This window comes from Nocardia wallacei (genome assembly GCF_029869545.1).
GTDB classification, from domain to species: domain Bacteria; phylum Actinomycetota; class Actinomycetes; order Mycobacteriales; family Mycobacteriaceae; genus Nocardia; species Nocardia wallacei_A.
Map to the genome: position 1 here is coordinate 1 of NZ_JARWQD010000395.1, position 26,208 is coordinate 26,208.

23 protein-coding genes and 2 pseudogenes are annotated in these 26,208 nt (G+C 69.8%); 17 read left to right on the forward strand and 8 right to left on the reverse strand.

Translation table 11 applies throughout. The features are described 5' to 3' along the window. Nucleotides 1-101: 101 nt before the first annotated feature. A complete protein-coding gene (locus QH290_RS37205) occupies nt 102-1,259 on the reverse strand; it encodes an MFS transporter (protein WP_280388114.1) in 1,158 nt (385 codons plus the stop codon). 80 nt (nt 1,260-1,339) lie between these two features. Here QH290_RS37205 and QH290_RS37210 point away from each other — a divergent pair, with 80 nt between their 5' ends. The 3 genes from QH290_RS37210 to dapC all read left to right on the forward strand — a co-directional run bounded on the left by QH290_RS37210 (nt 1,340) and on the right by dapC (nt 3,360). After that, nucleotides 1,340-1,813, forward strand: a complete 474-nt coding sequence (locus QH290_RS37210; protein ID WP_280265893.1) for a MarR family winged helix-turn-helix transcriptional regulator — start codon at nt 1,340-1,342, stop codon at nt 1,811-1,813. 111 nt (nt 1,814-1,924) lie between these two features. After that, the gene (fdxA, locus tag QH290_RS37215) at nt 1,925-2,257 is read left to right on the forward strand and encodes a ferredoxin (RefSeq protein ID WP_280265892.1); all 333 of its coding nucleotides are present in this window, start codon (nt 1,925-1,927) and stop codon (nt 2,255-2,257) included. Nucleotides 2,258-2,262: 5 nt separating this feature from the next. Beyond that, nucleotides 2,263-3,360, forward strand: a complete 1,098-nt coding sequence (gene dapC, locus QH290_RS37220) for a succinyldiaminopimelate transaminase (RefSeq protein ID WP_280388116.1) — start codon at nt 2,263-2,265, stop codon at nt 3,358-3,360. A 191-nt stretch (nt 3,361-3,551) separates the two neighbouring features. Here dapC and QH290_RS37225 read toward each other — a convergent pair whose 3' ends face one another. Beyond that, complete coding sequence (locus QH290_RS37225) at nt 3,552-4,004, reverse strand: acetyltransferase (protein WP_280265895.1); 453 nt, start codon at nt 4,002-4,004, stop codon at nt 3,552-3,554. Nucleotides 4,005-4,076: 72 nt separating this feature from the next. On the opposite strand from QH290_RS37225, the gene pruA reads away from it, so the two are divergent. Further along, a complete protein-coding gene (gene pruA, locus QH290_RS37230; RefSeq protein ID WP_280265890.1) occupies nt 4,077-5,711 on the forward strand; it encodes an L-glutamate gamma-semialdehyde dehydrogenase in 1,635 nt (544 codons plus the stop codon). After that, nucleotides 5,711-6,661, forward strand: a pseudogene (locus tag QH290_RS37235) (proline dehydrogenase family protein); the annotation flags it as partial. The gene pruA and the pseudogene QH290_RS37235, both read left to right, overlap by 1 nt. Before the next feature lie 219 nt (nt 6,662-6,880). Here QH290_RS37235 and QH290_RS37240 read toward each other — a convergent pair. After that, a complete protein-coding gene (locus QH290_RS37240; protein WP_280265889.1) occupies nt 6,881-7,747 on the reverse strand; it encodes an oxygenase MpaB family protein in 867 nt (288 codons plus the stop codon). Between the two features lie 174 nt (nt 7,748-7,921). Here QH290_RS37240 and QH290_RS37245 point away from each other — a divergent pair, with 174 nt between their 5' ends. Further along, nucleotides 7,922-8,554, forward strand: a complete 633-nt coding sequence (locus QH290_RS37245; RefSeq protein ID WP_280265888.1) for a TetR/AcrR family transcriptional regulator — start codon at nt 7,922-7,924, stop codon at nt 8,552-8,554. Nucleotides 8,555-8,559: 5 nt separating this feature from the next. Here the strand turns inward: QH290_RS37245 and QH290_RS37250 are convergent, their stop codons facing one another. Then, nucleotides 8,560-9,417 (reverse strand): oxygenase MpaB family protein, encoded by an 858-nt coding sequence (locus QH290_RS37250; RefSeq protein WP_280388118.1) that lies wholly within the window; start codon nt 9,415-9,417, stop codon nt 8,560-8,562. Nucleotides 9,418-9,554: 137 nt separating this feature from the next. On the opposite strand from QH290_RS37250, the gene QH290_RS37255 reads away from it, so the two are divergent. The 5 genes from QH290_RS37255 to QH290_RS37275 all read left to right on the forward strand — a co-directional run bounded on the left by QH290_RS37255 (nt 9,555) and on the right by QH290_RS37275 (nt 15,747). Further along, the gene (locus QH290_RS37255; protein ID WP_280388121.1) at nt 9,555-10,970 is read left to right on the forward strand and encodes an acyl-CoA synthetase; all 1,416 of its coding nucleotides are present in this window, start codon (nt 9,555-9,557) and stop codon (nt 10,968-10,970) included. Nucleotides 10,971-10,989: 19 nt separating this feature from the next. Beyond that, nucleotides 10,990-12,222 (forward strand): MFS transporter, encoded by a 1,233-nt coding sequence (locus QH290_RS37260; protein ID WP_280265885.1) that lies wholly within the window; start codon nt 10,990-10,992, stop codon nt 12,220-12,222. 34 nt (nt 12,223-12,256) lie between these two features. After that, nucleotides 12,257-12,628: a PPOX class F420-dependent oxidoreductase gene (locus tag QH290_RS37265; RefSeq protein WP_280265884.1), complete on the forward strand. Its 372-nt coding sequence runs from the start codon at nt 12,257-12,259 to the stop codon at nt 12,626-12,628. Nucleotides 12,629-12,756: 128 nt separating this feature from the next. Continuing rightward, nucleotides 12,757-14,142 carry a cytochrome P450 gene (locus QH290_RS37270; protein WP_280265883.1) on the forward strand — a complete coding sequence of 462 codons (1,386 nt, stop codon included), beginning with the start codon at nt 12,757-12,759 and terminating at the stop codon, nt 14,140-14,142. A 111-nt stretch (nt 14,143-14,253) separates the two neighbouring features. Beyond that, the gene (locus QH290_RS37275; RefSeq protein ID WP_280388122.1) at nt 14,254-15,747 is read left to right on the forward strand and encodes an FAD-dependent monooxygenase; all 1,494 of its coding nucleotides are present in this window, start codon (nt 14,254-14,256) and stop codon (nt 15,745-15,747) included. Here QH290_RS37275 and dapD read toward each other — a convergent pair. Continuing rightward, a complete protein-coding gene (dapD, locus tag QH290_RS37280) occupies nt 15,722-16,675 on the reverse strand; it encodes a 2,3,4,5-tetrahydropyridine-2,6-dicarboxylate N-succinyltransferase (RefSeq protein ID WP_280388124.1) in 954 nt (317 codons plus the stop codon). The genes QH290_RS37275 and dapD overlap by 26 nt on opposite strands. Before the next feature lie 80 nt (nt 16,676-16,755). On the opposite strand from dapD, the gene dapE reads away from it, so the two are divergent. The 6 genes and pseudogenes from dapE (at nt 16,756) to QH290_RS37310 (ending at nt 23,176) form a co-directional block, all read left to right on the forward strand. Then, entirely contained in the window at nt 16,756-17,856 is a 1,101-nt protein-coding gene (gene dapE, locus QH290_RS37285; protein WP_280265880.1) for a succinyl-diaminopimelate desuccinylase, read from the forward strand. Nucleotides 17,857-17,892: 36 nt separating this feature from the next. Next, entirely contained in the window at nt 17,893-18,696 is an 804-nt protein-coding gene (locus QH290_RS37290; protein WP_280265879.1) for an LOG family protein, read from the forward strand. Beyond that, nucleotides 18,690-19,262 (forward strand): LOG family protein, encoded by a 573-nt coding sequence (locus QH290_RS37295; protein ID WP_425301698.1) that lies wholly within the window; start codon nt 18,690-18,692, stop codon nt 19,260-19,262. Before QH290_RS37290 ends, QH290_RS37295 begins: the two co-directional genes overlap by 7 nt. Before the next feature lie 288 nt (nt 19,263-19,550). Then, nucleotides 19,551-21,317: a long-chain-acyl-CoA synthetase gene (locus QH290_RS37300; RefSeq protein WP_280265877.1), complete on the forward strand. Its 1,767-nt coding sequence runs from the start codon at nt 19,551-19,553 to the stop codon at nt 21,315-21,317. Nucleotides 21,318-21,355: 38 nt separating this feature from the next. Then, a pseudogene (gene folP, locus QH290_RS37305) lies at nt 21,356-22,235 on the forward strand (dihydropteroate synthase). Continuing rightward, the gene (locus QH290_RS37310) at nt 22,232-23,176 is read left to right on the forward strand and encodes a glucosyl-3-phosphoglycerate synthase (RefSeq protein WP_280265875.1); all 945 of its coding nucleotides are present in this window, start codon (nt 22,232-22,234) and stop codon (nt 23,174-23,176) included. The pseudogene folP and the gene QH290_RS37310 overlap by 4 nt, the downstream one beginning before the upstream one ends. A gap of 6 nt (nt 23,177-23,182) precedes the next feature. On the opposite strand, the gene QH290_RS37315 is transcribed toward QH290_RS37310, so the two are convergent. From QH290_RS37315 to QH290_RS37325, 3 genes are all read right to left on the reverse strand, one after another. Continuing rightward, a complete protein-coding gene (locus QH290_RS37315) occupies nt 23,183-24,019 on the reverse strand; it encodes a hypothetical protein (protein ID WP_280265874.1) in 837 nt (278 codons plus the stop codon). A gap of 151 nt (nt 24,020-24,170) precedes the next feature. Then, the gene (gene tatB, locus QH290_RS37320; RefSeq protein WP_280265873.1) at nt 24,171-24,602 is read right to left on the reverse strand and encodes a Sec-independent protein translocase protein TatB; all 432 of its coding nucleotides are present in this window, start codon (nt 24,600-24,602) and stop codon (nt 24,171-24,173) included. Between the two features lie 9 nt (nt 24,603-24,611). Then, the gene (locus tag QH290_RS37325) at nt 24,612-26,054 is read right to left on the reverse strand and encodes a S1C family serine protease (protein ID WP_425303703.1); all 1,443 of its coding nucleotides are present in this window, start codon (nt 26,052-26,054) and stop codon (nt 24,612-24,614) included. Nucleotides 26,055-26,208 lie beyond the last annotated feature (154 nt).

Sequence of the window (26,208 nt, forward strand, 5' to 3'; positions counted from 1 at the left end):
TTCACGGCCCGACCCAGCATTTCCCCCGCTTCACGGCCCCCGGGGCCGTGAAGCGGGGACATGAGCGGATGTGGTTGCGGGGCGGGCACATTCGTGGTGACTCAGGCAGCCACGAGTGCCTTCCGGTCACGGAGCAGCATGTACGTGGCCAGTCCGGCACCGGCGATGGTGAGGGCCGCGCCGACCAACGGGAGGGCGCGCAGGCCCGGGCCGTCGGCGATGATCCAGCCGCCGAGTTTGCCTGCGGCGGCCGCCGCCACCTGGTAGCCCGCGGCGTTGATCGCGACGCCGAGGGTCGGGGCGGACGCGGCGGCGCCGATCACGCGGGACTGCATGCCGGGGATGACCGCGAACGCCAGGACGCCCAGCAGGAAGGTGAGAACCGCTGCCGCCGCGGGGATCTCACCGACCATCCAGAACAGCGCCAGCGTCGCCGCCAGGGCGGTGAGCAGCCCGGTCAGGGCGGGCAGCAGGGCTCGATCGGCCAGCCATCCGCCGAGCTGGTTCCCGGCCACCGCGCCGGCGCCGTAGACCAGCAGCAGTACGGGCACGGCCGCCGCGCCGAATCCGGCGACGTCGGTGAGCAGCGGTGCGATGTAGGTGAAGACGCCGACCACGCCGACGCTGCCGACGGCGGTCAGGGCGATGGCGAGCAGCAGCCGCCGATCCGCCAGCACGCGCAGCTCGCCGAAGACGGAACCCGTTGCGGCCGGGGGAAGTCCGGTGACGAACCGCAGCACCATCAGCAGCCCGAGCCCGGCGATCGCAGCCACGGCGGCGAAGGTCACCCGCCACCCCACATACTGGCCGACGAAGGTCCCGAGCGGGGTCCCGAGCACGATGCCGAGGTTCATGCCGAGGGCCACCTGCGCGATCGCCGAGGCCGCCCGGCCCGCGGGCGCCGTCGCCACCACCGTCGCGATCGCGAGGGCGAAGAACGTCGCCACGATGAGCCCGGCGGCGAACCGGGTGACCAGCAGGATCGGATAGCCGGGCGCGAGTGCCGAGGCGAGATTCGCCAGCACCGCGAACCCGACCAGCCCGACGATCAGCCGCCGCCGCGGCACTCGCGCGGTCAGCACCGTGACCACCGGGCCCCCGACGATCATGCCCAGCGCGTAGGCGGTGACCAGCTGGCCCGCCGACGAGACCGGCACCGCGAGATCGGCCGCCACCTCCGGCAGGATCCCGGCGATCGCGAATTCGCCGGTGGTGAGGCCGAATACGACCAGCATCAGGGACAGCACGGGGAGCCGCATCACCACTCCAGATAGTTATAGTTCGAATAATACGAACTATAACTATCACAGCTCGAATCATCGCCGCTAGACTCGACGGCATGACCCGGCGGCCCGATCCTGTGTCGAACTTCCCGGTGGAAACCGAGATCGATCGCGACGTGTGCAAGCTGGTGCACACGTTCACGCACCGCCTGGACGTGCACGTGCGCCGCGTCGCCGAACAGCTGGGCCTGACGCCGTCGCAGGTCATCGCGCTGCGCGAGCTGTCGGAACCGATCACCGCGCGAGAGCTGGCCGGACGGATGACGTGCGAGCCCTCGAATGCCACCTTCGTGGTAGATAGGCTGGAGGCGCAGGGACTGGTGGAGCGCAAACCGCACCCCACCGACCGGCGGGCCAAACAGATCGAACTCACCGCCGCCGGGCGCGACAGCCGCGAGGCCGTCCTGGCCAGGCTCGGTACGGGATCACCGCTGACCTCGTTGAGTGCCACCCAGCAGCGGGAATTGCGTGACCTGCTGCGGTTGTTGACCGCTGTGGTGGAATCCGATTCGACCGAGCAGGATTCGTGACCTCCGCGGCACCAAGTTAGGCAAGGCTGACCAGTAGTAATGTAGGGGCGCCGGGATACTGTTGCGCGGGCGGAGGTATCCCGCAGGCAAGGACAGACTAGGAGAGCGGCAGTGCCGTACATCATCGCTGAACCGTGCGTTGACGTGAAGGACAAGGCGTGCATCGAGGAATGCCCCGTGGACTGCATCTACGAGGGTGGCCGCATGCTGTACATCCATCCGGACGAGTGCGTGGACTGTGGTGCATGTGAGCCCGTATGCCCGGTGGAGGCGATCTTCTACGAGGACGACACCCCGGACCAGTGGAGCGGCTACGTCAACGCCAACGTCGACTTCTTCGAGATGGAGGGCCTGGGCTCGCCCGGTGGCGCCACCAAGGTCGGTGCGCTGACCTACGACCCGCCGCTCATCAAGGAACTGCCGCCGATGGCGGGCGACGAGTAACCACGTTGTCGACGCGTGTAAGCAGCCTGCTGCCCGATTTCCCTTGGGACACCATCGCTTCCGCCAAGGCGCGGGCGGCGGCCCACCCGGGCGGCATCGTGGACCTCTCGGTGGGCACGCCGGTCGATCCGGTCGATCCGCTGATCCGGGAGGCCCTCGCCGCGGTGGCGGAGGTGCCCGGGTATCCGACCACGCACGGGACGCCGCAGCTGCGCGCGGCCGCGGTCGATGCGCTGAAGCGGCGCTTCGGAATTCCGGGCGTCGAACCGGACGCGGTGCTGCCCGCGATCGGCACGAAGGAACTCATCGCCGGGCTGCCGCGGCTGCTCGGGCTGGGCGCGCAGGATCTGGTGGTGATCCCCGAGGTGGCGTACCCGACCTACGAGGTGGGTGCGCTGCTGGCGGGCACCCGCATCGCCCGCGCGGACGGCCTCACCCAGCTGGGGCCGCAGTCGCCGGCGCTGATCTACCTGAACTCCCCGTCCAATCCGACCGGGCGGGTGCTGGGGGTGGATCATCTGCGCAAGGTGGTGGCCTTCGCCCGCGAGCGCGGCGCGATCGTCGCCTCCGACGAGTGCTACCTGGGCCTGGCGTGGGACGAGCGCGCGGTGTCGGTGCTGGATCCGGAGGTCTGCGACGGCGACCACACGGGGCTGCTGGCCATCCACTCGCTGTCGAAGACGTCGAATCTGGCCAGCTATCGGGCCGGGTTCGTGGCCGGTGACCCCGCGCTGGTGCGGGAGCTGCTGGAGGTGCGCAAGCACGCCGGGATGATGGTGCCGTTCCCGGTGCAGGCCGCGATGACCGCCGCGCTCGGCGACGACACCCACGAGGCCCGCCAGCGCGAACGCTACCGGGCCCGCCGCGAGGTGCTGCGAAAGGCGTTGCAGGCGGCCGGTTTCCGCATCGACCACTCGGAGGCGGGCCTGTACCTGTGGTCGACCCGCGGCGAGAACTGCCGCACCACCCTGGACTGGCTGGCCGAGCGCGGCATCCTCGCCGCCCCCGGCGACTTCTACGGCCCCACCGGCACCGACCACGTCCGCATCGCCCTCACCGCCACCGACGAACGCATAGCCGCCGCGGCCGAACGCCTCGCCTAGTTCCGGCGGCGGTGGATTCCGGCCAAAAGCATGCCGGAAACAGGAGGGCGGGAGCACGCCGCGAATGACGGCTTGCGGAGTCTCTGTCGCCGGGGCGGCGAAGGCTGTCTCGCATGGCCCTGTCGGTCGGGCGGCGAAGGCTGTCTCGCATGACCCTGTCGGTCGGGCGGCGAAGACTAACTCCTTTCCCCTCAGTCGGGTGGGGCGGCGAAGACGAGGTGGAGGAGGGGGTGGGGGCGGCCCTCGGAATCGGTTTCGGAGCGGCCGGTGACGACGAAGCCGTGGCGCTGGTAGAAGCCGAGGGCCTGCGGGTTCTCCTCGTTGACGTCGACGGTGAGCGAGGGGAACCGCTCGAGGGCGGCGCGCAGCAGGACCGAGCCGATGCCGCAGCCGCGGAAGTCGTCGTCGATGAACAGCATCTCCAGCTGCCCGGCGGAGATCCCGGAGAATCCGACGATGCGGTCGTCCACCACCGCCACCGTGATCTCCACCAGGGGCAGATAATCGCTGGCCAGGTGGCTTTCGATGTGGTCGAAGTACTCCCGGGACAGGAAGTGGTGCGTGGCCGCGACGGCGCTGCGCCACACTTCCACCAGTCTCGGAAACTCGGTCCGACCCGCGCACGGCCGCAGCGTTATCGTCATGTCGGTCACTCCAGGATGGTAAGGGTCGCGCGAGCTCACCCCGAGCCGGACCGCTCGGCGTTAGCCTGGGGTATGGACGCTGTCACGGTTGTCCCTGCCCCGCCCAACGAGCCGGTGCACTCCTACGCACCGGGAACCGCCGAGCGTGAGCGCCTGACGGCCCGGCTGGCCGAGATCTCCGCCGAGACCGTCGACGTGCCGCTGGTGATCGGCGGCAAACATCAGCCGGGCACCGGCCCCCGGCTCGACATCGTGATGCCGCACCGCCACCGGCACGTGCTCGGCACCTACACCGACGCCACCCGCGAGGAGGGCCGCGCGGCGGTCGAGGCGGCCGTCGCCGCGGCCCCGGCCTGGCGCGAGACCCCGTTCGACGAGCGGGCGGCGGTGCTGCTGCGCGCGGCCGACCTGCTGTCCGGGCCGTGGCGCGAGACCGTCGCCGCCGCCACCATGCTGGGCCAGTCGAAATCGGCGTATCAGGCCGAGATCGACGCACCCTGTGAGCTGATCGACTTCTGGCGGTTCAATGTCGCCTTCGCCCGGCAGATTCTGGCGCTGCAGCCCAATTCCGGTGCGGGCGTGTGGAATCGGATGGACTATCGGCCGCTGGAGGGTTTCGTCTACGCGATCACGCCGTTCAACTTCAGCGCGATCGCCGGTAACCTGCCCACCGCCCCCGCGCTGATGGGCACCACCGTGGTGTGGAAGCCCTCGCCCACCCAGACGCTGGCCGCCTACTACACGATGCGGCTGCTGGAGGAGGCCGGACTGCCGCCCGGCGTGATCAACCTGGTCACCGGCAACGGCGCCGAGCTGTCGGAGGCGGTGCTGCCCGATCCGCGGCTGGCCGGTATCCACTTCACCGGTTCCACGCGCACCTTCCGGTACCTCTGGCAGCAGGTCGGCGCGAATCTGCCGCGCTACCACGGGTATCCGCGACTGGTGGGCGAGACCGGCGGCAAGGATTTCATCGTCGCGCACTCCTCGGCCGATCCGGAAGCGTTGCGGGCGGCGCTGATTCGGGGCGCCTACGAGTATCAGGGCCAGAAGTGCTCCGCCGCCTCCCGCGCCTATGTCCCGCGGTCGGTGTGGCGCCGGATGGGCGACGATTTCCTGCACGAGACCGCGGGCATCGCCTACGGCGACGTGTCGGATCTGTCGAATTTCGGTGGGGCGCTGATCGATCGGCGCGCCTACGACAAGAACGTGGCCGCCCTGGAGCGGGCGCGCGATGCCGGTCTCGAGATCCCGGTCGGTGGCCGCTACGACGACAGCGAGGGCTATTTCGTCCGCCCCACGGTGCTGCTGGCCGACGATCCGCGGGACGAGGCGTTCACCACCGAATACTTCGGCCCGATCCTGTCGGTGCACGTCTACGACGACACCGACCCGGGCGCCTTCGCCACGCTGCTGCGCGAGGTCGACACGGCCGCGCCCTACGCACTCACCGGCGCGGTGTTCGCCCGCGACCGCGCGGCGATCGACGAGGCCGCGGCCGCGCTCCGGTACACCGCGGGCAACTTCTACATCAACGACAAACCGACGGGTGCCGTCGTCGGGCAGCAGCCGTTCGGCGGCGCCCGCGCCTCCGGCACCGACGACAAGGCGGGCTCGTACCTCAACCTGCTGCGCTGGGTGGCGCCCCGGACGATCAAGGAAACCTTCGTCCCGCCCACGGATTACCGCTATCCGCACATGGGGTCCTGATGCCGGTGAACCCGCTGCGTCCCGCGATCCTGGCCGCGGCGGATTCGCCCCGCATGAAGCACGCGGTGCTGAAGGTCCCGATCACCGCGGCGGTGGTGCGCCGGTTCGTGGCGGGGGAGTCCCGCGCGGACCTGATCCCGGTCCTGCGCGAGTTGCTGGACGGTGGACGGATGGTCAGCGTCGACTTCCTCGGCGAGCACACCACCGAACGCGCCATGGCCGACGACGCCGTCGCGGAGTATCTGGCGCTCATCGACGAACTGTCGGTGCTGGGCAAGGCCGTGGAGTCGCCGTCGGATGCCGTTCGGCCCGTGGAGGTTTCGGTCAAGCTGTCGGCGCTCGGTCAGGCGCTCGGGCCCGACGGTCCCGCCATCGCGACCGCCAACCTGCGCGCCCTGTGCCTGCGTGCGGACCAGGCCGGGGTCTGGGTCACCGTCGATGCCGAGGACCACACCACCACCGACGCGACCCTGGACACGGTGCGGCAGCTGCATGGCGAATTCCCGTGGCTGGCCGTCGCGGTGCAGTCCTATCTGCGCCGCGCCGAGACCGAATGCCGCGAGCTGGCCGGGGTCGGCACGCGAATTCGGTTGTGCAAGGGCGCCTATCGGGAACCCGAGGCGGTCGCCTACCTGCGCCGTGCCGAGGTGGACTCGTCGTACCTGCGCTGCCTGGACGTGCTGATGCGTGGCGGCGGCCGCCCGATGGTGGCGACCCACGACCCCGCCATGATCGAGGCGGCCACCCGGCTCGCCGTCGACAATGCCCGCGGCCCAGGCGATTACGAGTACCAGATGCTCTACGGCATCCGGGACGCCGAGCAGCGCCGGCTGGCCGCGGCGGGCCGCGCCGTGCGCGTCTACGTCCCCTACGGCAGCCAGTGGTACGCCTACCTCATGCGCAGGCTCGCCGAACGCCCGGCCAACCTGGGCTTCTTCCTCCGCGCCCTGGCCGATGCCCGCCTTCACCTTCCCGGCATGCTTCCTCTCATCCCCGGCATGCTTCCTCCCGGCATGCCTCCTCTTATTCCCGGCGTCCTTCCTCCCGGCGTGCCTCCTCTCACTTCCCGGCGTGCCTCCTCTTGCTTCCCGGCATGCTTCCTCCCGGCGTGCTTCCGCTTACTTCCCGGCGTACTTCCCCTATTCCCGGCGTGCTTTTGGCCGGGACCCTCAGACCAGCGGCTTGCCGAAGCGGCGGCGCATGCGCATGTCGAACAGGTAGGTGTTGAGCGGGGCCGCGCGGATCACGGCGGGCAGCCGCGTCCAGACCGCCGAGATGGCCTTCAGGACCAGCGTGAAGCGGCGCTCGTCGCGCGCGGTCCAGGTCATGCCCATCTCGTCGCGGAGATGCTGGGGTAGCAGCGCGGTCACGGCGAACCGGTGGAACCGCCCGAATACGAACCGCACCGGGCGCGCGAGCATCTTCAGGTCGATCAGGTCGTTGAAATAGTCCCGGACCGGCTGGTCGATGGTGCGCTGGGCCAGGTTCTCCTCCCAGTACCGGAAGAACTCCGCCCGCGTGGCGGGCCACATCTCCGGCCGCATCTGCAGCGTGGTGCCCAGCCGGGCGCTGTAGCGGTAGAAGTCCTCGGCCAGTTCGGGGTCCATCGGCCCGCGCATCCGGGTGTAGAGGTCGTCCACCCCCCAGTACAGGCACGCCGCCACCCACAGCTGCAGCTTCGGGTCGAAGGCGTTGTACTTGACCGGGCTGTCGGCGTTCGAGCGGATCGGCCGGTGCGAGACGTTCACCGCGTCCCGATAGGCCTTGCGATCTTCCTCGTTCCCCATCCACGCCACGGCCAGATATGTGAGGGTGGTGCGCAGTCGTTTGATCGGGTGCAGGGTCACCTTGCCGCTGTCGACGGGGCTCTCCAGCACCCCGTAGCCCACCGGCGGGTGGCTGAGCTGCATGATGACGTTCGCGGCGCCGCCGAGGAAGGCGGCGATCCCGTCGATGTGGTCACGGACGGTGTCCGGGGTCAGGGTCGACTCCGGGACGGTCGGCTCATGGTCGGTCGCGCGCACGGCGGCGGTCATCGTTGACTCGTCTCCTCGATCTCGTTTCGCACCCGTCAGGGCCAGAAAGAAGTGTGAGAAACTTCGCCTCTCACCTTCTCATCGCCGATCGATGCTGTCAATCGCTGGCAACCCGCCATTGATCCTGTGCGATGATTTTAATGTCATCGTGTCACAGCGAGAGGGGAACGGGTCATGGCCAAGCTGGCCAAACTGCTGCCGCTGGTACGTGGGGCGGGCGCCGAGGATCGCAGCCAGTCGCAGGTGCTCGATGCGGCGCTGCTGGCGTTCCTCGACTTCGGTATCAAGCGGACGAGCATGGTCGAGGTCGCTCGCCGCGGCGGGCTCTCGCTGGCGACGCTGTATCGGCGCTTCGCGGGCAAGTCGGATCTGATCCAGGCGGTGGGCCTGCGGCAGGCCCGCCAGTTCATCGATCAGGTGGACGCGGCCGTGCAGCGGCAGATCGATCGCGATGCCAGTGCCGAGGATCAGATCGTGGAGCTGTTCGTCGCCTTTCTCGACGGACTGCGCGGCAACCGGCTGCTGGATCGGCTGCTGAAGACCGAGCCGGAGATCGTGCTGCCGTACCTGACCGTGCAGGGCGCTCCCGTGATCGAGCTGGGCCGCGACTACCTCGCCGAATTCATCGCCCGGCTGCAGGCGGAAGGCAAACTGCCGCAGTATGATCCGCAGCCGCTGGCGGAGATGATCGCGCGCACCTCGCTGTCGATGGCGCTCACGCCGCAGACGGTCATCCCGCTCGACGACGAGGCCGCGCTGCGGCGTTTCGCGCGCGAGCACGTGGTGCCGGGCTTCCGGATTTCCTAGCGGGCCTACACCAGTCGCAGTCCGAGGCGTCGCCGGACGCGCATATCCAGCAGAAAGGCGTTGACGGGGAACAACTTCACGGCCGTGGGCATGCGGGCCTCCACCGCGCCGACGCGGCGCAGCAGCCGGGCCAGGCGGCGGTCGTCGCGCTCGTTCCAGGCCATCCCCATCTGCTCGCGCAGGTGCGGCGGCAGCAGGCCCGCGACCACGAAGCGGTGAAACCTGCCGAACGCCAACTGAATCGGCCGCGGGAACATCTTCAGGTCGATGAGGTCCTGGAAGTAGGCGCGGACGGGCGGGTCGATGGTGGTCTTCGCCAGATTCGCCGCCCAGTACCGGTCGAAGGCGTCGCGGTCGGGCGGCCACAGCTCGGGCGGCATCTGCAGGGTGGAGCCCAGGCGCTCGGCGTGCCGGTAGAAGGCGTCCGCGTCGGCCTCGTTCATCGGGCCGTGCATGCGCTCGTTGAGATCACGGGCGCCCCAGTACAGGCAGGCCGCGACCCACAGCTGCAGGCGCGGGTCGAACGCGTTGTACTTCACCGGGCTCGACGCCGTCGAGTGGACCGGGCGGTGCGAGGCGTTGACCGCGTCGCGGTAGGCGGCGCGCTCCTCGTCGGTGCCGAGCATCGCCACCGCCAGATACGTGAGAGTGGTGCGCGTGCGCTTGATGGGGTGTAGAAAGATCTTGCCGCTGTCCACGGTGCTTTCCATCACGCCGTAGCCGACCGGCGGCGCGCTGAGCTGCATGATGACGTTGGCCGCGGCACCGAAGAAGGCCGCGGACCCGTCGAGGTAGCGGGTGATGTCGAAATCGCTACCGGGAAGGCCGTTTTCGTCCGTCGTTACGCGCCGCGGGCTGGTCATCGTCGACCCCATCCTCTGTGAGAAGGCTATATACCAACACTCTCACCCACTCACCGCTGTGTCAACCGTCACAGCCCATGGAACTACGGGCCTCGCCGCGGGGCCCGGCATCCGGGTGGCGTTGGTAGGTTGAGCGCGTGTCGTTGCCGCTGCTGAAGTCGCTGAATCCGGCCGCCGTCGCCGCCGGTGCGGATATTCCGGACGCCGTCACCATCGACGGAACCACGCTGTCGCGCAGCGATCTGCTCGGCGCGGCCACCTCGGTGGCGGAGCGGGTCGCGCGGGCCGAGCGGGTGGCGATCCTGGCGCGCCCGACCCCGTCGGCCGTGCTGGCCGTGATCGGCTGCCTGATCGCGGGCGTCACCGCGGTGCCCGTGCCGCCGGATGCGGGGGCGGCCGAAATGGCGCACATCCTCGACGATTCGGGGGCGCAGGCCTGGCTCGGCGAGGCGCCGGAGGGTGCCACGCTGCCGGTGATTCCGGTGCGCCTGCACGCGCGGTCCTGGCACACCTATCCCGAACCCTCGCCCGAGACAACGGCTTTCGTGCTCTACACCTCCGGAACCACCGGCGCCCCCAAGGGGGTGGTGCTGAGCAGGCGGGCCGTCGCCGCCGGGCTGGACGCGCTGGCCGATGCCTGGGCCTGGACGGCGAACGATGTTCTGGTGCACGGGCTTCCGCTGTTCCACGTGCACGGCCTGATCCTCGGCGTGCTCGGACCGCTGCGGGTGGGCAGTCCGCTGGTGCACACCGGTAAGCCGACCCCGGCGGCCTATGCCGCGGCCATGGGGACGCTGTATTTCGGGGTGCCCACAGTATGGTCGCGGATCGCCGAAGACCCCGCTGCCGCACGGGAATTGACCAATGCCCGGCTGCTGGTGTCGGGCAGTGCCCCGTTGCCGGTGCCGGTCTTCGAGCGACTACGGGAGCTGACCGGGCACGCGCCGGTCGAGCGCTACGGCATGAGCGAGACCATGATCACCCTGTCCACCCGCGCCGACGGCGAGCGTCGCCCCGGCTGGGTGGGCACGCCGGTCGCGGGGGTGCAGACCCGGCTGCGCGACGAGGCGGGCGAGCCGGTCCCGCACGACGGGGAGAGCATCGGCGGGCTGCAGGTGCGGGGCCCGATGCTGTTCGACGGCTACCTGAACCGCCCCGAGGCCACCGCCGCCTGCCGGACCGAGGACGGCTGGTTCGTCACCGGCGATGTGGCCGCGATCGATCCGGACGGTTTTCACCGCATCGTCGGGCGGGAATCGGTGGATCTGATCAAGTCCGGCGGCTACCGTATCGGCGCGGGGGAGATCGAGACCTGCCTGCTGGGCCACCCGGCCGTCGCCGAGGTCGCGGTCGTCGGCGTTCCCGACGACGACCTCGGCCAGCGCATCGTCGCGTACGTGGTGCCCTCCGCGGGCTCGGCGCCGGACGAAGGCGCGCTGATCGACCATGTGGCACAACAGCTTTCCGCGCACAAACGGCCCCGCGAGGTGCGGTCGGTGCGGTCGTTGCCACGCAACGCCATGGGGAAGGTCCAGAAGAAGCTGCTGGGCTGAGGTCCGGGAGGCTCAGGCGATGTCGCGCACGGCCCGCATCACCGTTCTGCTGCTGTTCGTGGCGTGGACGATCGACTTCGTCGACCGGCTCGTGATCAATTTCGCCCTGCCCGCGATCGCCGACGACCTCGATCTGGACCACACCGGCACCGGGATGATCGTGTCGGCGTTCTTCCTGGCCTACGCGGCCATGCAACTACCCGGCGGGCTGCTGGCCGACCGATTCGGTGCGCTGCGCATGTGCGTGATCGGCATGCTGGCGTGGTCGGTATTCACCGGATTGACCGCGCTGGCCTGGTCGTTCGCGGTGCTGCTGGTGGCGCGGTTCCTCTTCGGCCTGGTGCAGGGCGTATTCCCGGCCGCCGCGACGAAGGCGCTGGCCGAGCGGAGCACGGCGGCCGAGCGGACCACGGCGGCGGGCTGGACCAATGCCTCCAACGCCTGCGGCGTGCTGCTGGCGGCGGTCATCGCGGCGGCCCTGCTGCCCACCCTCGGGTGGCGCGGGATGTTCGTGGCGATCTCGGCGCTCGGGGTGCTGGTGGTGCTCGCCTGGGCGCGCTGGATGCCGCCGCCGCTGACCCGGGCGCGGGAGGTCGGCGGGCAGCCCTGGCCGCTGTTCCGGGTGCCCGCGCTGATCGGCTGTGCGGCAATCTATTTCGGCTACGGCGCGTTCAACTGGGGATTGGTCTCGTGGGTGCCCACCTACCTGAACGAGGCGCGCGGCGTGGAACTGGAACGGGCCGCGCTGCTGGCGGTGTTCCCGACCGTGGCGGCGGCGGTCGGCATCGTGAGCGGTGGCTGGCTGTCGGATCGGTTGCGGGGGCGTCCGCGCCGGATCGTGGTGCCCAGCATGGGAATCGCCGGTGCGGGATTGTTCGTGCTGCCCGCCACGCCGTCGGTGCCGATGTTCATGATCGTGCTGACCGTGGCCACCGGAATCGGGGCGCTGACCTATATGGCCGCCATGTCGCTGCCGCTGCGGGCGCTGCCCAGTTCGCTGATCGGGACGGCCGCCGGGATGATCGTCTTCGGTGCGCAACTCGGCGGCATCCTGTCGCCGCTGCTGTTCGGGGTGATCGTCGACCGCGTCTCCTACGCCGCGGCGTTCGGCGCGCTGGCCTTCGGGCCGCTGGTGGCGATCGTGGCCGCCGCGGTCATGCCGCAGTCCGCCGGGGCCTTCCTCGCCTCGGTGCGCGCACGGCCCGCCCTGGCCGAACATCTGGAGGAGGCGGCGCCGTCGGTTCCCGATTGACCTCCAGTGCACTCGAGGTTGTACCGTCGGGCACATGATCGCCACGCTGTCGCCCGCCCAGATCGACTACCTGCGCAGCCAGCGGCTCGGTCGGCTGGCCACGATCCGCCCCGACGGCTCGCCGCAGAACAATCCGGTCGGGTTCCGCTACAACGAGGATCTCGGCACCATCGATATCGCGGGCTACAACATGGGCGCCTCGCAGAAGTTCCGCAACCTCGACAAGGAGGAGCGGGTGGCCTTCGTCGTCGACGACATCAAGTCGGTGGATCCGTGGGAGGTCCGCTGCCTCGAAATCCGCGGCACCGCACAGGCACTGCGCGATATCGACACCTACGTCGACAGCGCCTCCCGCGAACTGATCCGCATCACCCCGTCCCGCGTCCTCGCCTTCGGCATCGAGTGATGCCTTCGTAAGCGCGGGAGTGCCGTGGATTCCAGGCGGTGACGCGAGAAGCATTGTGGCTCAGCGTCGGCGGCGGCCGGGTCTTCACCACTCGTGGCGAGGTGCGGCGGGGACGATACGGTGAGCGAATGCTGCACACTGATCGGCAGGTCGGCGAAGGGGCCGCACCAGGCCCGGAAATCGAACTGCCGCAGAGACTTTCGGATGTACCCACCGCGCCCGGCGGATGGCCCCTCGTGGGGCACAGTCTGCGCGCGCTGCGCGATGCTCCCGGCTTCGTCAGCGCGCTGTCGGATCTCGGGCCGATAGTTCGGATCCGATTCGGCCGGAAGACCGGTTATCTGCTCACCACACCGGATCTCGTGCGCGAGGTCGGGCTCGGTGCCGACCTGAACCGGGAAGATCTGCGCGAGGCGATCGAGGACCTCGCGGGTGGCTCGGTGAACGTGCTGCGCGGTGAGAAACACAAGGTGCGGCGCCGCATGATCGCTCCCGCCCTGCGGCAGAGCCGCCTCGCCGCCTATGCCGAGTCGGCGGCCGATATCGCCGGACGATGGTCGGCAGGGCTGCCCGCGGGCGGTCGGGTGAACCTCATGGACGAGGCGACCGGCCTGATCCTCGACACCATGACCTCCACCCTGTTCACCGCCGACTTCAGCGACGATGTGCGCCGTCGGATCGGCGACAGTGTGCCCTCGCTGCTGAGCCAGATCATCGTGCGGGCCGCGCTGCCGCCGCAGGTGCGCCGCATGCGGGTGTTCGCCAACCGGCGGTGGCGCCGGGAGGCGGGGGAGCTGCGCGCCGCCATCGGCGCAATGGTCGCCGAGTATCGCCGCCGCGACGAGGATTTCCGCGATGTGGTGTCCGCGCTCATCCGGCACACCGACGACACCGGGGCGACCTTGTCCGACGAGCACATCATCGATGAGGTGATCATGATGCTGTCCGGGGGGCTCGGGTCGATGGCATCGATGGCGGGCTGGTTGTGGCACGAGGTGATGCGCAGGCCCGCCGTCGCCGCGCAGCTCTACGCCGAACTCGACGGCGTGATCGGCGGCGAGCCGGTCCGGCCCGACCATCTCGCCCGGCTTCCCTACCTGAAGCAGGTGGTGACCGAGACGCTTCGGTTCTGGGCGCCGTGGGTCAGCGCGAGCACCGCCGACGGCGTCATCACAATCGGCGGCCTGTCGATTCCCGACGGCACCGCAATCATGTTCAGCCCGTACATGATTCAGCACGACGAACGCTACTTCGCCGACCCGGAGGAATTCGACCCGGACCGCTGGTCCCCGGAGCGCGTCGGCGAGCTGGACAAGAAGGCCAACCTGTGGTTCGGCATCGGTCGCCGCAGGTGCCCGGGCGAGCACTTCGCGAACCTGGAGATCGCCCTCGCCTCCGCCGCCCTCCTGTCCCGCTGGCGGCCCACCCCCGATCCCGATTACGTGGTGCGGGCCTCGAACCGGGATTTCGTCCTGGCCCCCTCGGCCTTGCCGGTCACGCTGCACCCCCGCTGACCGAGGGAGTCCGAGCACCGGCGTATATCGCTTGCGGCGGGGCTCGGCGGTGCCGCAGAATTGGCGCTCTATGCCAGGACCTGCGGAAATACGGGAATCAGTGGGTGGTTCATGTTCGATGTGATCATTGCCGGGGGCGGGCCGACCGGTGCGATGCTGGCCGCCGAACTGCGGCTGCACGATGTGCGGGTGCTGGTGGTGGAGAAGGAATCCGAGCCCGCATCGGCCGTGCGCATCGTCAGTCTGCATATTCGCAGTCTCGAGCTGATGGCGATGCGGGGGCTGCTGGATCGGCTGCTCGAGCGGGGACGGCGGCGTCCGGTCGGCGGCCTCTTCGCCGCCATCCCCGCACCCGCGCCCGAGGGGCTGGATTCCGCGTACGCCTATCTGCTGGGCATCCCGCAGCCGGTCGTCAACCGTGTGCTCGAAGACCATGCGGTCGAGCTGGGGACGGTGGTCCGAAAAGGTTGCGCGATAACCGGTTTCGAGCAGGACGACGAGGGTGTGACCGTCGAGTTGTCCGGCGGTGAGCGGCTGCGGGCGCGGTACCTCGTCGGTTGCGACGGCGCGCGCAGTACGGTGCGCAAGCGGCTCGGCGTCGGCTTTCCCGGCGAGCCCTCGCGGAACGACACGCTGATGGGTGAGCTGGAAGTCGGTGTGGCACAGGAGGAGATCGCCGCCGCGGTGGCCGAGATCCACAAGACCGACAGGCGATTCGGCATGCGCCCGTTCGGCGAACGCGTCTATCAGGTCATCGTCCCGGCCGCGGGAGTCAGCGATCGGGAACAGCCGCCCACCCTCGAGGACTTCCGAGAACGGTTGCGCGCCATCGCCGGAACCGATTTCGGCGTGCACTCACCGCGCTGGCTGTCGCGCTTCGGCGATGCCACGCGGCTGGTCGAGCGCTATCGGATCGGACGGGTGCTGCTGGCGGGGGATGCGGCGCACATCCACCCGCCCACCGGCGGTCAGGGCCTGAACCTCGGCGTGCAGGACGCGGTCAACCTCGGCTGGAAACTGGCCGCGCGGATTCGCGGCTGGGCGCCGGAAACGCTGCTGGACACCTACCACACCGAACGCCATCCGGTCGCCGCGGCCGTTCTCGACAACACCCGCGCCCAGATGGAGCTGTCGTCCACCGAACCGGGCCCGCAGGCCGTGCGCAGGCTGCTCACCGAACTGATGAACCTCGACGAGGTGAACCGCTACCTGATCGAGAAGATCACCGCGCTCGACATCCGCTACGACTGTGCGCTACCCGCCGAGCAAATCCCATCGGCCCACGCCCCGGCCGCCACGGCCCCCGATCTACTCGGCCGCCGCCTGCGCGACATCGACCTCGAGCAGGGCCGCCTCTACGACCACCTGCAGCGGGGCCGCGGCCTGGTGCTGGACCGGACCGAACGCCTGACCGTCGCAGGCTGGTCCGACCGCGTCGACCTCATCGCCGATCCCACTGCGGCACTGGACGTTCCGGCCCTGCTGCTCCGCCCGGACGGTTACATCGCCTGGATCGGCGACGGCCAGCAGGACCTGGGCGACCACCTCACCCACTGGTTCGGCGGGCCCGCCGACCGAATCAGTTGGCGTGCAGGGCGGCGTTGAGTTCGATGCCGGTGCCCTGGCGGGCCACCACCTCCACCGCGCCGGACAGGGAGTTGCGGCGGAAGAGCAGATTGGACCGCCCGGAGAGTTCGAGGGCCTTGACCGTGCGGCCGTCGGGCAGCGCGACCTTGGTGCCCGCCGTCAGATACAGGCCCGCCTCGACCACGCAGTCGTCGCCGAGGGAGATGCCCAGGCCCGCATTGGCGCCCAGCAGGCAGCGCTCACCGATCGAGATGACCTGCTTGCCGCCGCCGGACAGCGTGCCCATGATCGAGGCGCCGCCGCCGATATCGGAGCCGTCGCCGACCACGACACCCGCGGAGATGCGGCCCTCCACCATCGACGCGCCGAGCGTCCCGGCATTGAAGTTCACGAAGCCCTCGTGCATCACCGTGGTGCCCTCGGCCAGGTGCGCGCCCAGCCGCACGCGGTCGGCGTCGGCGATACGCACGCCCTGCGGCAGCACGTAATCCACCATGCGCGGGAACTTGTCCACGCCGTACACGGTGACCGGGCCGCGGGCGCGCAGCTTGGCGCGCACCAGCTCGAACTCCTCGACCGAGCACGGTCCGTGGTTGGTCCACACCACGTTGGCGAGCAGCCCGAACTGGCCCTCCAGGCTCAGTCCGTGCGGCTGCACGAGCCGGTGCGAGAGCAGGTGCAGCCGCAGGTACTCGTCGTGGGTGTCGGCGGGCGGGGCGGACAGGTCGGCGATGGTGGTGCGCACCGCGACGACGTCCACGCGGCGGGCCTCGTCGAAGCCCACCAGCTCGGCGAACCGGGTGTACTCGGGGTCGGCCGGGGTCAGCTTCGCGGTGCCGGACTCGGCGAACTCGCCCAGCTCCGGATACGGAAACCAGGTATCGAGGACCGTGCCGTTGACGGTCACCGTGGCGAGGCCGACTGCTGTTGCTCCCTGAGTACTCACGCAGGTCAGTGTATGAGCAGCCGCGCTCCCATCGATCCCGTGGGTCCGGGGGCGGCGGGCCGAACATTAGGCTCGGTGGGGTGACCATCGATCTGCGCGCCGACCCCATCACCCTCGCCGCCGCCCTCGTCGACATCCCGAGCGTGTCCCGGGACGAGGCCGCGATCGCCGACACCGTCACCTGGGCGCTGCGCGAGCAGACCACCGGATTCGAGGTGCTGCGGCACGGCAACACCGTGCTGGCGCGCACCGATCGCGGGCTGCCCACCCGGGTGATCCTGGCCGGTCATCTGGACACGGTCCCGATCGCCGACAACGTGCCGGGTCACTTCGACGTCGAGGACGGCGAGCAGGTGCTGCGCGGCTGCGGCAGCGTCGACATGAAATCCGGCGACGCGGTATTCCTGCACCTGGCCGCCACCGTCGCCGAACCGATCTGCGATCTGACGCTGATCTGCTACGACTGCGAGGAGATCGCGGCCGAGTTCAACGGCCTCGGCCGCATCGAGCGCGAGCTGCCCGAATGGCTCGACGGCGACCTGGCGATCCTGGGCGAGCCGTCCGGCGGCTGGATCGAGGCGGGCTGCCAGGGCACCCTGCGGGCCCGGCTCACGGTCACCGGCACCCGCGCGCACACGGCGCGAGCATGGCTGGGGGACAACGCGATTCACCAGCTGGCGCCGATCCTGCAGCGGCTGCGGGACTATCGGCCCCGGCAGGTCGACATCGACGGCTGCGTGTACCGGGAGGGCCTGTCGGCGGTGGAGGTCACCGGCGGCGTGGCGGGCAATGTGGTGCCCGACGCGGCCTCGGTCGTCGTGAATTTCCGCTTCGCGCCGGACCGTTCGCTGGACGAGGCGACCGAGCATGTGCGGCAGGTGTTCTCGGGCCTGGACCTGAGTTTCGAGCGGACCGACGGCGCGCCCGGCGCCCTGCCCGGACTCTCCGCGCCCGCGGCCAAGGACCTCGTGCGGCAGGTGCACGCCCACGGCGGCGGTGGCGTGCGCGCCAAGTACGGCTGGACCGATGTCTCCCGATTCGCCGCCCGCGGCATCCCCGCGGTCAATTTCGGCCCCGGCGACCCGAACCTGGCCCACAAGGTCGACGAGCGAGTCCCGACCGCCCAGATCACCACGGTCACCCAGATTCTGCGCGACTACCTGACGGGGCGGACGCACTGATCGTGCCGGGGTACGCCCCCCAGTAACCTGGTGCGCATGTCCACCGACTCCGAGCCCGTATACCCCCGATCGCCGAAGTCGACCCCCACCTACCGCGGACCGATAATGCTGCGCCGGGACCGGAAAGCGGAGACCGGGAACACCGATCAGCATCTGCTCGACCGCCGCGGCCCCAGCGACTGGGTGCACACCGACCCCTGGCGGGTGCTGCGCATCCAGAGCGAATTCGTGGAGGGCTTCGGCGCGCTGGCCGAGATTCCCAGGGCCGTGGCGGTTTTCGGTTCCGCGCGCACCCAGGTCGATACGCCCGAGTACCAGGCGGCCAGCGCGATCGGCGGCGCACTGGCCCGCGCCGGATTCGCCGTGATCACCGGCGGCGGTCCGGGTGTGATGGAGGCGGCCAACCGCGGCGCCTCGGAGGCGGGGGGATTCTCGATCGGTCTCGGCATCGAGCTGCCGATGGAGCAGGGCCTCAACGACTGGGTGGATCTCGGCATCAACTTCCGCTACTTCTTCGCCCGCAAGACCATGTTCGTGAAGTACTCGCAGGCGTTCATCTGCCTGCCGGGTGGTTTCGGCACCCTGGACGAGCTGTTCGAGGCGCTGACCCTGGTGCAGACCCGCAAGATCACCCGGTTCCCGATCGTGCTGTTCGGCACGCGCTACTGGTCCGGCCTGGTCGACTGGCTGCGCGATTCGCTGGCCGGTTCGGGCAAGATCTCGCCCGGCGACCTGGGGCTGCTGCACGTCACCGACAGCGTGGAGGAGGTCGTCGAGATCGTGCTGGCCGCGGCCGAGAGCCGGGCGGGCACGCCGCGGGGAATGGAGGATCAGTGGTGAGCGAGCGACCGTACGCGGTGTGCGTGTACTGCTCGGCCAGTGCCACGGACCCGGCGCAGCTGCGGCTGGCGGCCCAGGTCGGCACCGAGATCGCCCGGCGCGGCTGGCAGCTGGTGTCCGGCGGCGGGCACGTGTCGATGATGGGTGCGGTCGCGACGGCGGCCCGCGCCGGGGGCGCGCAGACCATCGGCGTGATCCCCAAGCAGCTGGTGCATCTGGAGGTCGCCGACGTCGACGCCGACGAACTGGTCGTCACCGACACCATGCGCGAGCGCAAACAGATCATGGAGGCCCGCGCCGACGCCTTCCTCACCCTGCCCGGTGGCATCGGCACCCTGGAGGAATTCTTCGAGGCATGGACCGGCGGCTACCTCGGCATGCACGACAAGCCGCTGGTGGTCCTGGACCCGCACGGCCACTTCCGCGGCCTGTTCGACTGGCTCGACGGCCTGCAGGACGGCGGATTCGTCGGCAAGCCCGCCCTCGACCGAATCACCGTGACCCCCGACATGGCAACCGCCTTCGAGGCATTGGCCGCGAGCGGAACCGAGCCCGCCGCTTCGTGACATACCACGGCTTCCGTCCAGCGACGGCCGCTTCGTGACCTGCCACGGCTTCCGTACCAAGGCGGCCGCTTCGTGACCTGCCACGGCTTCCGTACCAAGACGGCCGCTTCGTGACATACCACGGCTTCCGTACTAAGACGGCCGCTTCGTGACATACCACGGCTTCGGTATTGAGACGGCTGCTTCGTGATCTACCACGGCTACGGTCCAGAGGCATTGCCACCCATCTCCTCGTCCCGGCATGCTTTCGCCGGGACCCAGGAATGACGGAAACCGTTGGAGGTACACGTGACCGACACGCAGACCAGCGTCACCCTGCTCGATATCGCCCGCCGGTTGCCGGGGATGGCGCTGGATGCGCCCGGCATGATTCGCGGAGCGAAGGGCATGCTGGTGAAGCCGGACCACAAATCGTCCGTCGGGCTGTATTTCCAGCGGGCCGCGCATCGTCACCCGATGCGGGTGTTCGTGCGGTTCGAGGGCCGCGAATACACCTATCGAGACGCGAACGCCGAGGTCAACCGCTATGCCAGCGTGCTGACCGAGCACGGCGTGCGGCGCGGCGACGTCGTCGGGGTGCTGATGACCAACCGGCCCGAGACGCTGTTCGTGGTGCTGGCGACGGTGAAACTGGGCGCGACGGTCGGCCTGCTCAACCACCATCAGCGCGACCAGGTGCTGGCACACAGCTTCGGCCTGCTGCACAGCGCGGTGAACGTGGTGGGGGAGGAATGCCGGGAGGCGCTGGATTCGCTGCCGGAGCCGCCCGGGAATCTGCTGGAGGCCGAGCGGCTGCGGGAGCTGGCCCGCTCCGCCGATGCGGCCGACCCGCCGGTGTGCGCGGACGTCCGGGCGCGGGAGAAGGCATTCCTGATCTTCACCTCCGGCACCACGGGCCTGCCCAAGGCCAGCGTGATGACGCATCTGCGGTGGACCAAGAGCATGGCCGGGCTGGGCGGGTTGGGCATCCGGCTGCGCGGCGACGACACCCTGTACTGCTGCCTGCCGCTGTACCACAACAACGCGCTGACGGTGGCGCTCGGCGCGGTGCTGGGCGCGCGGGCCACCTATGCGATCGGCCGCAAATTCTCCGCGTCCGGGTTCTGGGACGAGGTCATCGCCCACCGGGCGACCGCGTTCATCTATATCGGTGAGCTCTGCCGCTATCTGCTCAACCAGCCCGAAAGGCCCGTCGAGCGCGAGCATTCGCTGCGACTGGCGGTCGGCAACGGATTGCGGCCCGAGCTGTGGGACGAATTCCGCGAACGGTTCCGGATCGAGCGGATCGTCGAGTTCTACGCCTCGAGCGAGGGGAATACGGCGTTCATCAACGCCTTCGGCGTGGACCGCACGGCCGGATTCGGCCCGCTGCCGTACGCGGTGGTCGAATTCGACGAGGCCACGGGCCGGGCCAAGCGGTTTCCGGACGGCCGGTTACGCCGGGTGCGGTCGGGCGGGGTGGGGCTGTTGCTGTCGAAGGTGACCAGCCGCTCGCCGTTCGACGGGTACACCGATCCGTCGGCCACCGAATCCAAGCTGGTGCGCAACGCATTTCGCGACGGCGACGCCTGGTTCGATACCGGAGACCTCGTGCGCGACCAGCATTGGCGGCACATCGCCTTCGCCGACCGGCTCGGCGACACCTTCCGCTGGAAGGGCGAGAACGTCGCGACGACCGAGGTCGAGGGCGCCTTCGACGGTGCCGGGGAGATCACCCAGGCCGTGGTCTACGGCGTCGACGTCCCGGGCGCCGACGGCAAGGCGGGAATGGCCGCGGTGACGCTGCGGCCCGGCGCGCAACTCGACGGCCGGGCCCTGGCCGGGCAGCTCTACGACCGACTGCCCGCCTACGCGGTCCCGCTGTTCCTGCGCGTGGTCGACGAGCTGGAGACCACCTCCACCTTCAAGAGCCGCAAGGTCGAACTCCGCAAACAGGGGTACACCCCCGACGCCGACAGCACCCTGTACGTGCTGGCCGGTCGCGCCGAAGGCTACGTCCCCTATTTCGATGCCTACCCCGACCGGGTGGCCACCGGCCAGGCGCCCAAACCCTGACCGGGGAGCGCTGCCACAGGGGTCGGTACAGTCGGGGCATGAGTTCGACGCCGCCGTTGTCCACGCTGTGCGGGAAACCGGTGGCAACGGATCGTGCGCTGGTGATGGCGATCGTGAATCGTACGCCGGATTCGTTCTACGACAAGGGCTCCACCTTCACCGACGAGGCCGCATTGGCGGCGGTGGCGCGGGCGGTCGCCGAGGGCGCGGATCTGGTCGATATCGGCGGGGTGAAGGCCGGGCCGGGCGACGAGGTGGACGCGGCGCAGGAGGCGCGGCGGGTGGTGCCGTTCGTGGCGGCCATCCGGGAGCGCTATCCCGATCTGCTGATCAGCATCGACACCTGGCGGGCCGAGGTGGCCCGGGCGGCGGTGGCCGAGGGCGCGGATCTGATCAACGACACCTGGGCGGGCGCCGATCCGGACCTGGTCGGGGTGGCGGCCGAGTCGGGCGCGGGCGTGGTGTGCAGCCACACCGGCGGTGCGCGGCCGCGCACCCGGCCCCATCGGGTGCGCTATGCCGACGTGGTGGGCGAGGTCACCGAGACCCTGGTGCGGTCGGCCGAAAATGCTGCGGCCGCGGGGGTGGGGAAGGATTCGATTTTGATCGATCCGACCCATGATTTCGGCAAAAACACTTACCACGGGCTCGAACTGTTGCGAGCAATGGACGTTCTTGTAAATACCGGATGGCCTGTCTTGATGGCGCTGAGCAACAAGGATTTCATCGGGGAGACTCTTGGTGTCGGTCTATCGGAGCGATTGGAGGGCACATTGGCAGCAACCGCATGGGCGGCCGCGGCCGGCGCCCGAGTTTTCCGAGTCCACGAGGTCGCCGCAACCCGGCGGGTGGTGGACATGATCGCGGCTATCCAGGGCATCCGGCCCCCCCGCACGAACTCTGCGAGGTCTGGTATGACAACCAACCCCGAACTGATCACAACGGACTGGGCGCTCACCAATACGTGGGACAGCCCGGCGTGGACGGTCGACGAACTGATCGCCGCCAAACAGGGGCGCACCGTGTCGGTGGTGCTGCCCGCGCTGAACGAGGAACGCACCGTCGCCGACGTGGTGGCGAGCATCCGGCCGCTGGTCGGCACGCTCGTCGACGAGCTGGTGGTGCTCGATTCCGGCTCCACGGACGCCACCGCCGACCGGGCCCGCGCCGCCGGGGCCCGGGTGGTGACGCGCGAACAGGCCGTGCCCGAACTGGACCCGGTGCCGGGCAAGGGCGAGGTGCTGTGGCGCTCGCTGGCCGCGACGACCGGTGACCTGATCGCCTTCGTCGACTCGGACCTGATCGACCCGGATCCCGAATTCGTGCCGCGGCTGCTGGGCCCGCTGCTGATGGTCGACGGCATGCATCTGGTGAAGGCCTATTACCGGCGCCCGCTGCGGCACGGCGACACGGTCGACCACAACGGCGGTGGCCGGGTCACCGAACTGGTGGCGCGGCCCCTGCTGTCGGCGCTGCGCCCCGACCTGTCGAAGGTGTTGCAGCCCTTGGGTGGTGAGTACGCGGGCACTCGGGAGCTGCTCACCGCGGTCCCGTTCGCGCCCGGCTACGGCGTCGAAATCGGCCTGCTGCTCGACACTTACGACCTGCTGGGCCTGCCCGCCATCGGCCAGGTGAACCTCGGCGTCCGCACCCACCGCAACCGCCCGCTGTCGGACCTGGGCGTCATGAGCCGCCAGATCCTCGGAACGGTCCTGGGCCGCAGCGGAATCCGCGACTCCGGCGCCGCCCTAACCCAATTCCCGCTGATAGGCGACGAATTCGCGGAACTGACCACCGAGGTCGCGCTGACGGATCGGCCACCAATGAACACGCTGCGCCCCGCGGAAGTAGCGGCCTGACACCTATCACCTCTCGTGGCGGTAGATCGGTGTGAGCAGATCGGCCTCCAGGGGCTCGCCGGTGTTGCGGTCGTAGCGGACGCCGACGACGGCCGAGAACGGGTGTAGTCCGGCGCGTTCGTGCAAGGTGGCCAGGCGGGTGGCGAGCAGGCGGATGGCGCCCAGGGAACCCGGCGGGTGCAGGCCGTCCAGCACCAGGACGGTGCCGCGGCCGTCGGGGCGGGGGAGACGGGCCAGGTAGGCGATGTCGTACGGCTCGGTGCCGCCCGGGCGGTACACGCGGCGGGCGGCGCGGTCCTCGATGCCGCGCCGCACCCGGCCGGCGCGGGCGACCGTGCGACGCAACCGCGGATCGGCCGCCGCGAGATAGCGCAGGCTCGGCGACAGCTCCGGACCGCCCAGCACGATCAGGCCCTCGCGGTCCAGATCCAGCGGCCGCCCCGGCAGGAATCGCTCCACGGCGGCGGCGAATCCCAGCTCCCGCAACAGTTCCTGCAGCCGATGCGGCGCCGCGGCGTCGGGCGCGCCGACCAGCGGGGCGGCGCGCGTGGTGCTCCGCACGTCCGGGGTGAGAATCGTCAGCGGCCCGTGCCCGAAGAACAATCCCTCCGGCACCGGGCCCTGCGTGCTGACCTGATGAATCCGTGCGCGCGAAAGTCCCGCCGCCGCACCGATTCTGGCGAAGGTCCAGCCTTCCGCGTGCAATTCCCGGATGACCGCGCGGCGAATCCGGGTGAGTTCGTTGATGGTCTGCTGGGCCTGGGCGACCCCTTCGGTGGCCGCCTTGAGGCGTTCGACCTTGTCATCGATCGCAAAAACCCGCGCCACCTCATCGGCCGACATGTGCGCAGTCTAGATAGCTCGACAGCAGGATGCGTCTAGCCGGGTTGACGAGACCCTCCGGCCTGCGCGGAAATTGCCCGACGACATTTCCGGACGGTAATACCTGGCGCCCGGAATCGTCGGTGGTCATGCCCGAAATTGCGCCGAACTACTACGTCGCGTCGAAATCGATCGGCGGTTTTTCATTCCGGGCCAACGGCTTCGGAGGTTCGGGCGGTGAATACGCCGGGGGCGGTGAATAGTCCGAACCATTCGACGTACTGGACGGTTTGTCGAAATTGCCGGTGAACAGCGAATCATCGCCGTCCAGCAGATGTCTGGTCACCGCCGCGCGCGGCGTCATCCCGCGGAACTGGTCCAGCGGCCGCTTCAGCTCCCGGATCTCCTCCAGCGGCTTGCGGATCTCGTCGAACTCCGGGCCCAGATCGTTGCGCAGCTGGCTGGTGGCCCCGGTGGCGTAATCGCGAACCTGCCGCAGGCTCTGCGCGGTCCAGCGGATCGCCCCCGGGAGCCGTTCCGGGCCGAGGATCACCAAGGCGGCGACCACCAGGATCACCATCTCGGGCCAGCCCATATTGAACATGAGGCCAGCCTACTGCGGCTGCTTGGGAGCGCCCTCGTCGGATTCCAGCGTCACCGGCACATCGACCTGACGGCCGTCGCGGATCACCTGGAACGTGACGGTCTCCCCGATCTGACGGGACTGCACGGCGACGGTGAGCTCGGCCGGTTCGGTCACCTCGCGACCGGCGACCCGCACGATCACGTCGCCCTCGGCGAGCCCGGCCTTGGCGGCGGGACTGCCCGCCACCACATCGGCGACGGCGGCGCCGCTCATCGCGTCGTTCTCCACCGACTTCTGCTTGGCGCTCACTCCCAGCCACGGATGATGCACCTTGCCGTCGCGGATGAGGGTCTGCGCGATGCGCTGCACCAGATCCACCGGGATGGCGAAGCCCAGGCCGACCGATCCGCCGCTCTCGCTGCGAATCGCGGTGTTGATGCCGATCAGGCGGCCCTCGCTGTCGACCAGCGCGCCGCCGGAGTTGCCGTGGTTGATCGCGGCATCGGTCTGGACCGCGTCGAAGGCGCCCGCGGTGTCGTCGCCCGGCGTGGTGGGTTCGGCCATCGGCCGGTTCAGGGCGCTCACGATGCCGGAGGTGACGGTCTTGGTCAGGCCCAGCGGCGAGCCGATCGCCAGCACGTCGTCGCCGACGCGAACGTCGCCGGACTTGCCCATGCGGGCCACCGTCAGATTCTTGACGTCGACCTTGAGCACTGCGAGATCGGTCTTGGGGTCGCGACCGACGATCTGGGCCGGTGCCTTGGTGCCGTCGGAGAAGGTGACCTGGATCTTGCCCCGGCCCGACTTGTCCATGCCGACCATGGAGATCACGTGATTGTTGGTGACGATGTAGCCGCTGCCGTCGATGACCACGCCCGAGCCGAGGGCGCCGTTATCGCCCACGGTCTCGCGGATCTGCACCACGGCGGGCACCACCGCATCGGCGACCCGGGTGATCGGGCCCGCGTTCTTGTCCGGGTCGCCCTCCTGCTGCAGGGACACCTTGCGCGAGGTGAGGGCCGAGGTCGAATCGCCGGCGAGTCGGCCGACCAGCCCCCCGACCAGGCCGATCGCGAGGGCGATCACCGCCAGGATGGCCAGCGCGGCCGGGGCCACCTTGCGCCCGAACAGCACGTCGCGGGCGCCGAGCCGGGTGCCCGGGGGGAGTGACTGCTCCTGCGGCGTGGCGATCGCGGGCGCGCCCAGCCGGGCCGCGGCGTCGGGATCGCGCCAGGGATCGGCCGGTCCGGCGGGGGGAGCGGTGTCGTTGTCGGCGTCCGGATCGCGTTGCAGCAGTTCGTCGGAGCCCTCGGGGCGGCCGAATGCCTCGGCCAGCACGGCGTCCGGAGGACGATTCACCAATTCGGGGCCGCCGTGGTGCGCGGCGGCGGGACTGCCGGGCGGCTGCGGCGCGAAAGATCCGGTCTGATCGGCGGGGCGCCGGAATACGTGGGCGGTCTGCGAATCGATTTCCGGCCGGTAGACCGGCCGCGGCCCAAGGACGGGCGCGTCCGGGGGGGCGAGGGGTCCCCCGTGGGGGGCCGGCTACCGCAAAGCGGGGGTGCCCCCCCGGCGGGGGGGGGGGGTTGCGGGGGTGGGTGGTTTGGGGGGGGAGGGGGGGGAG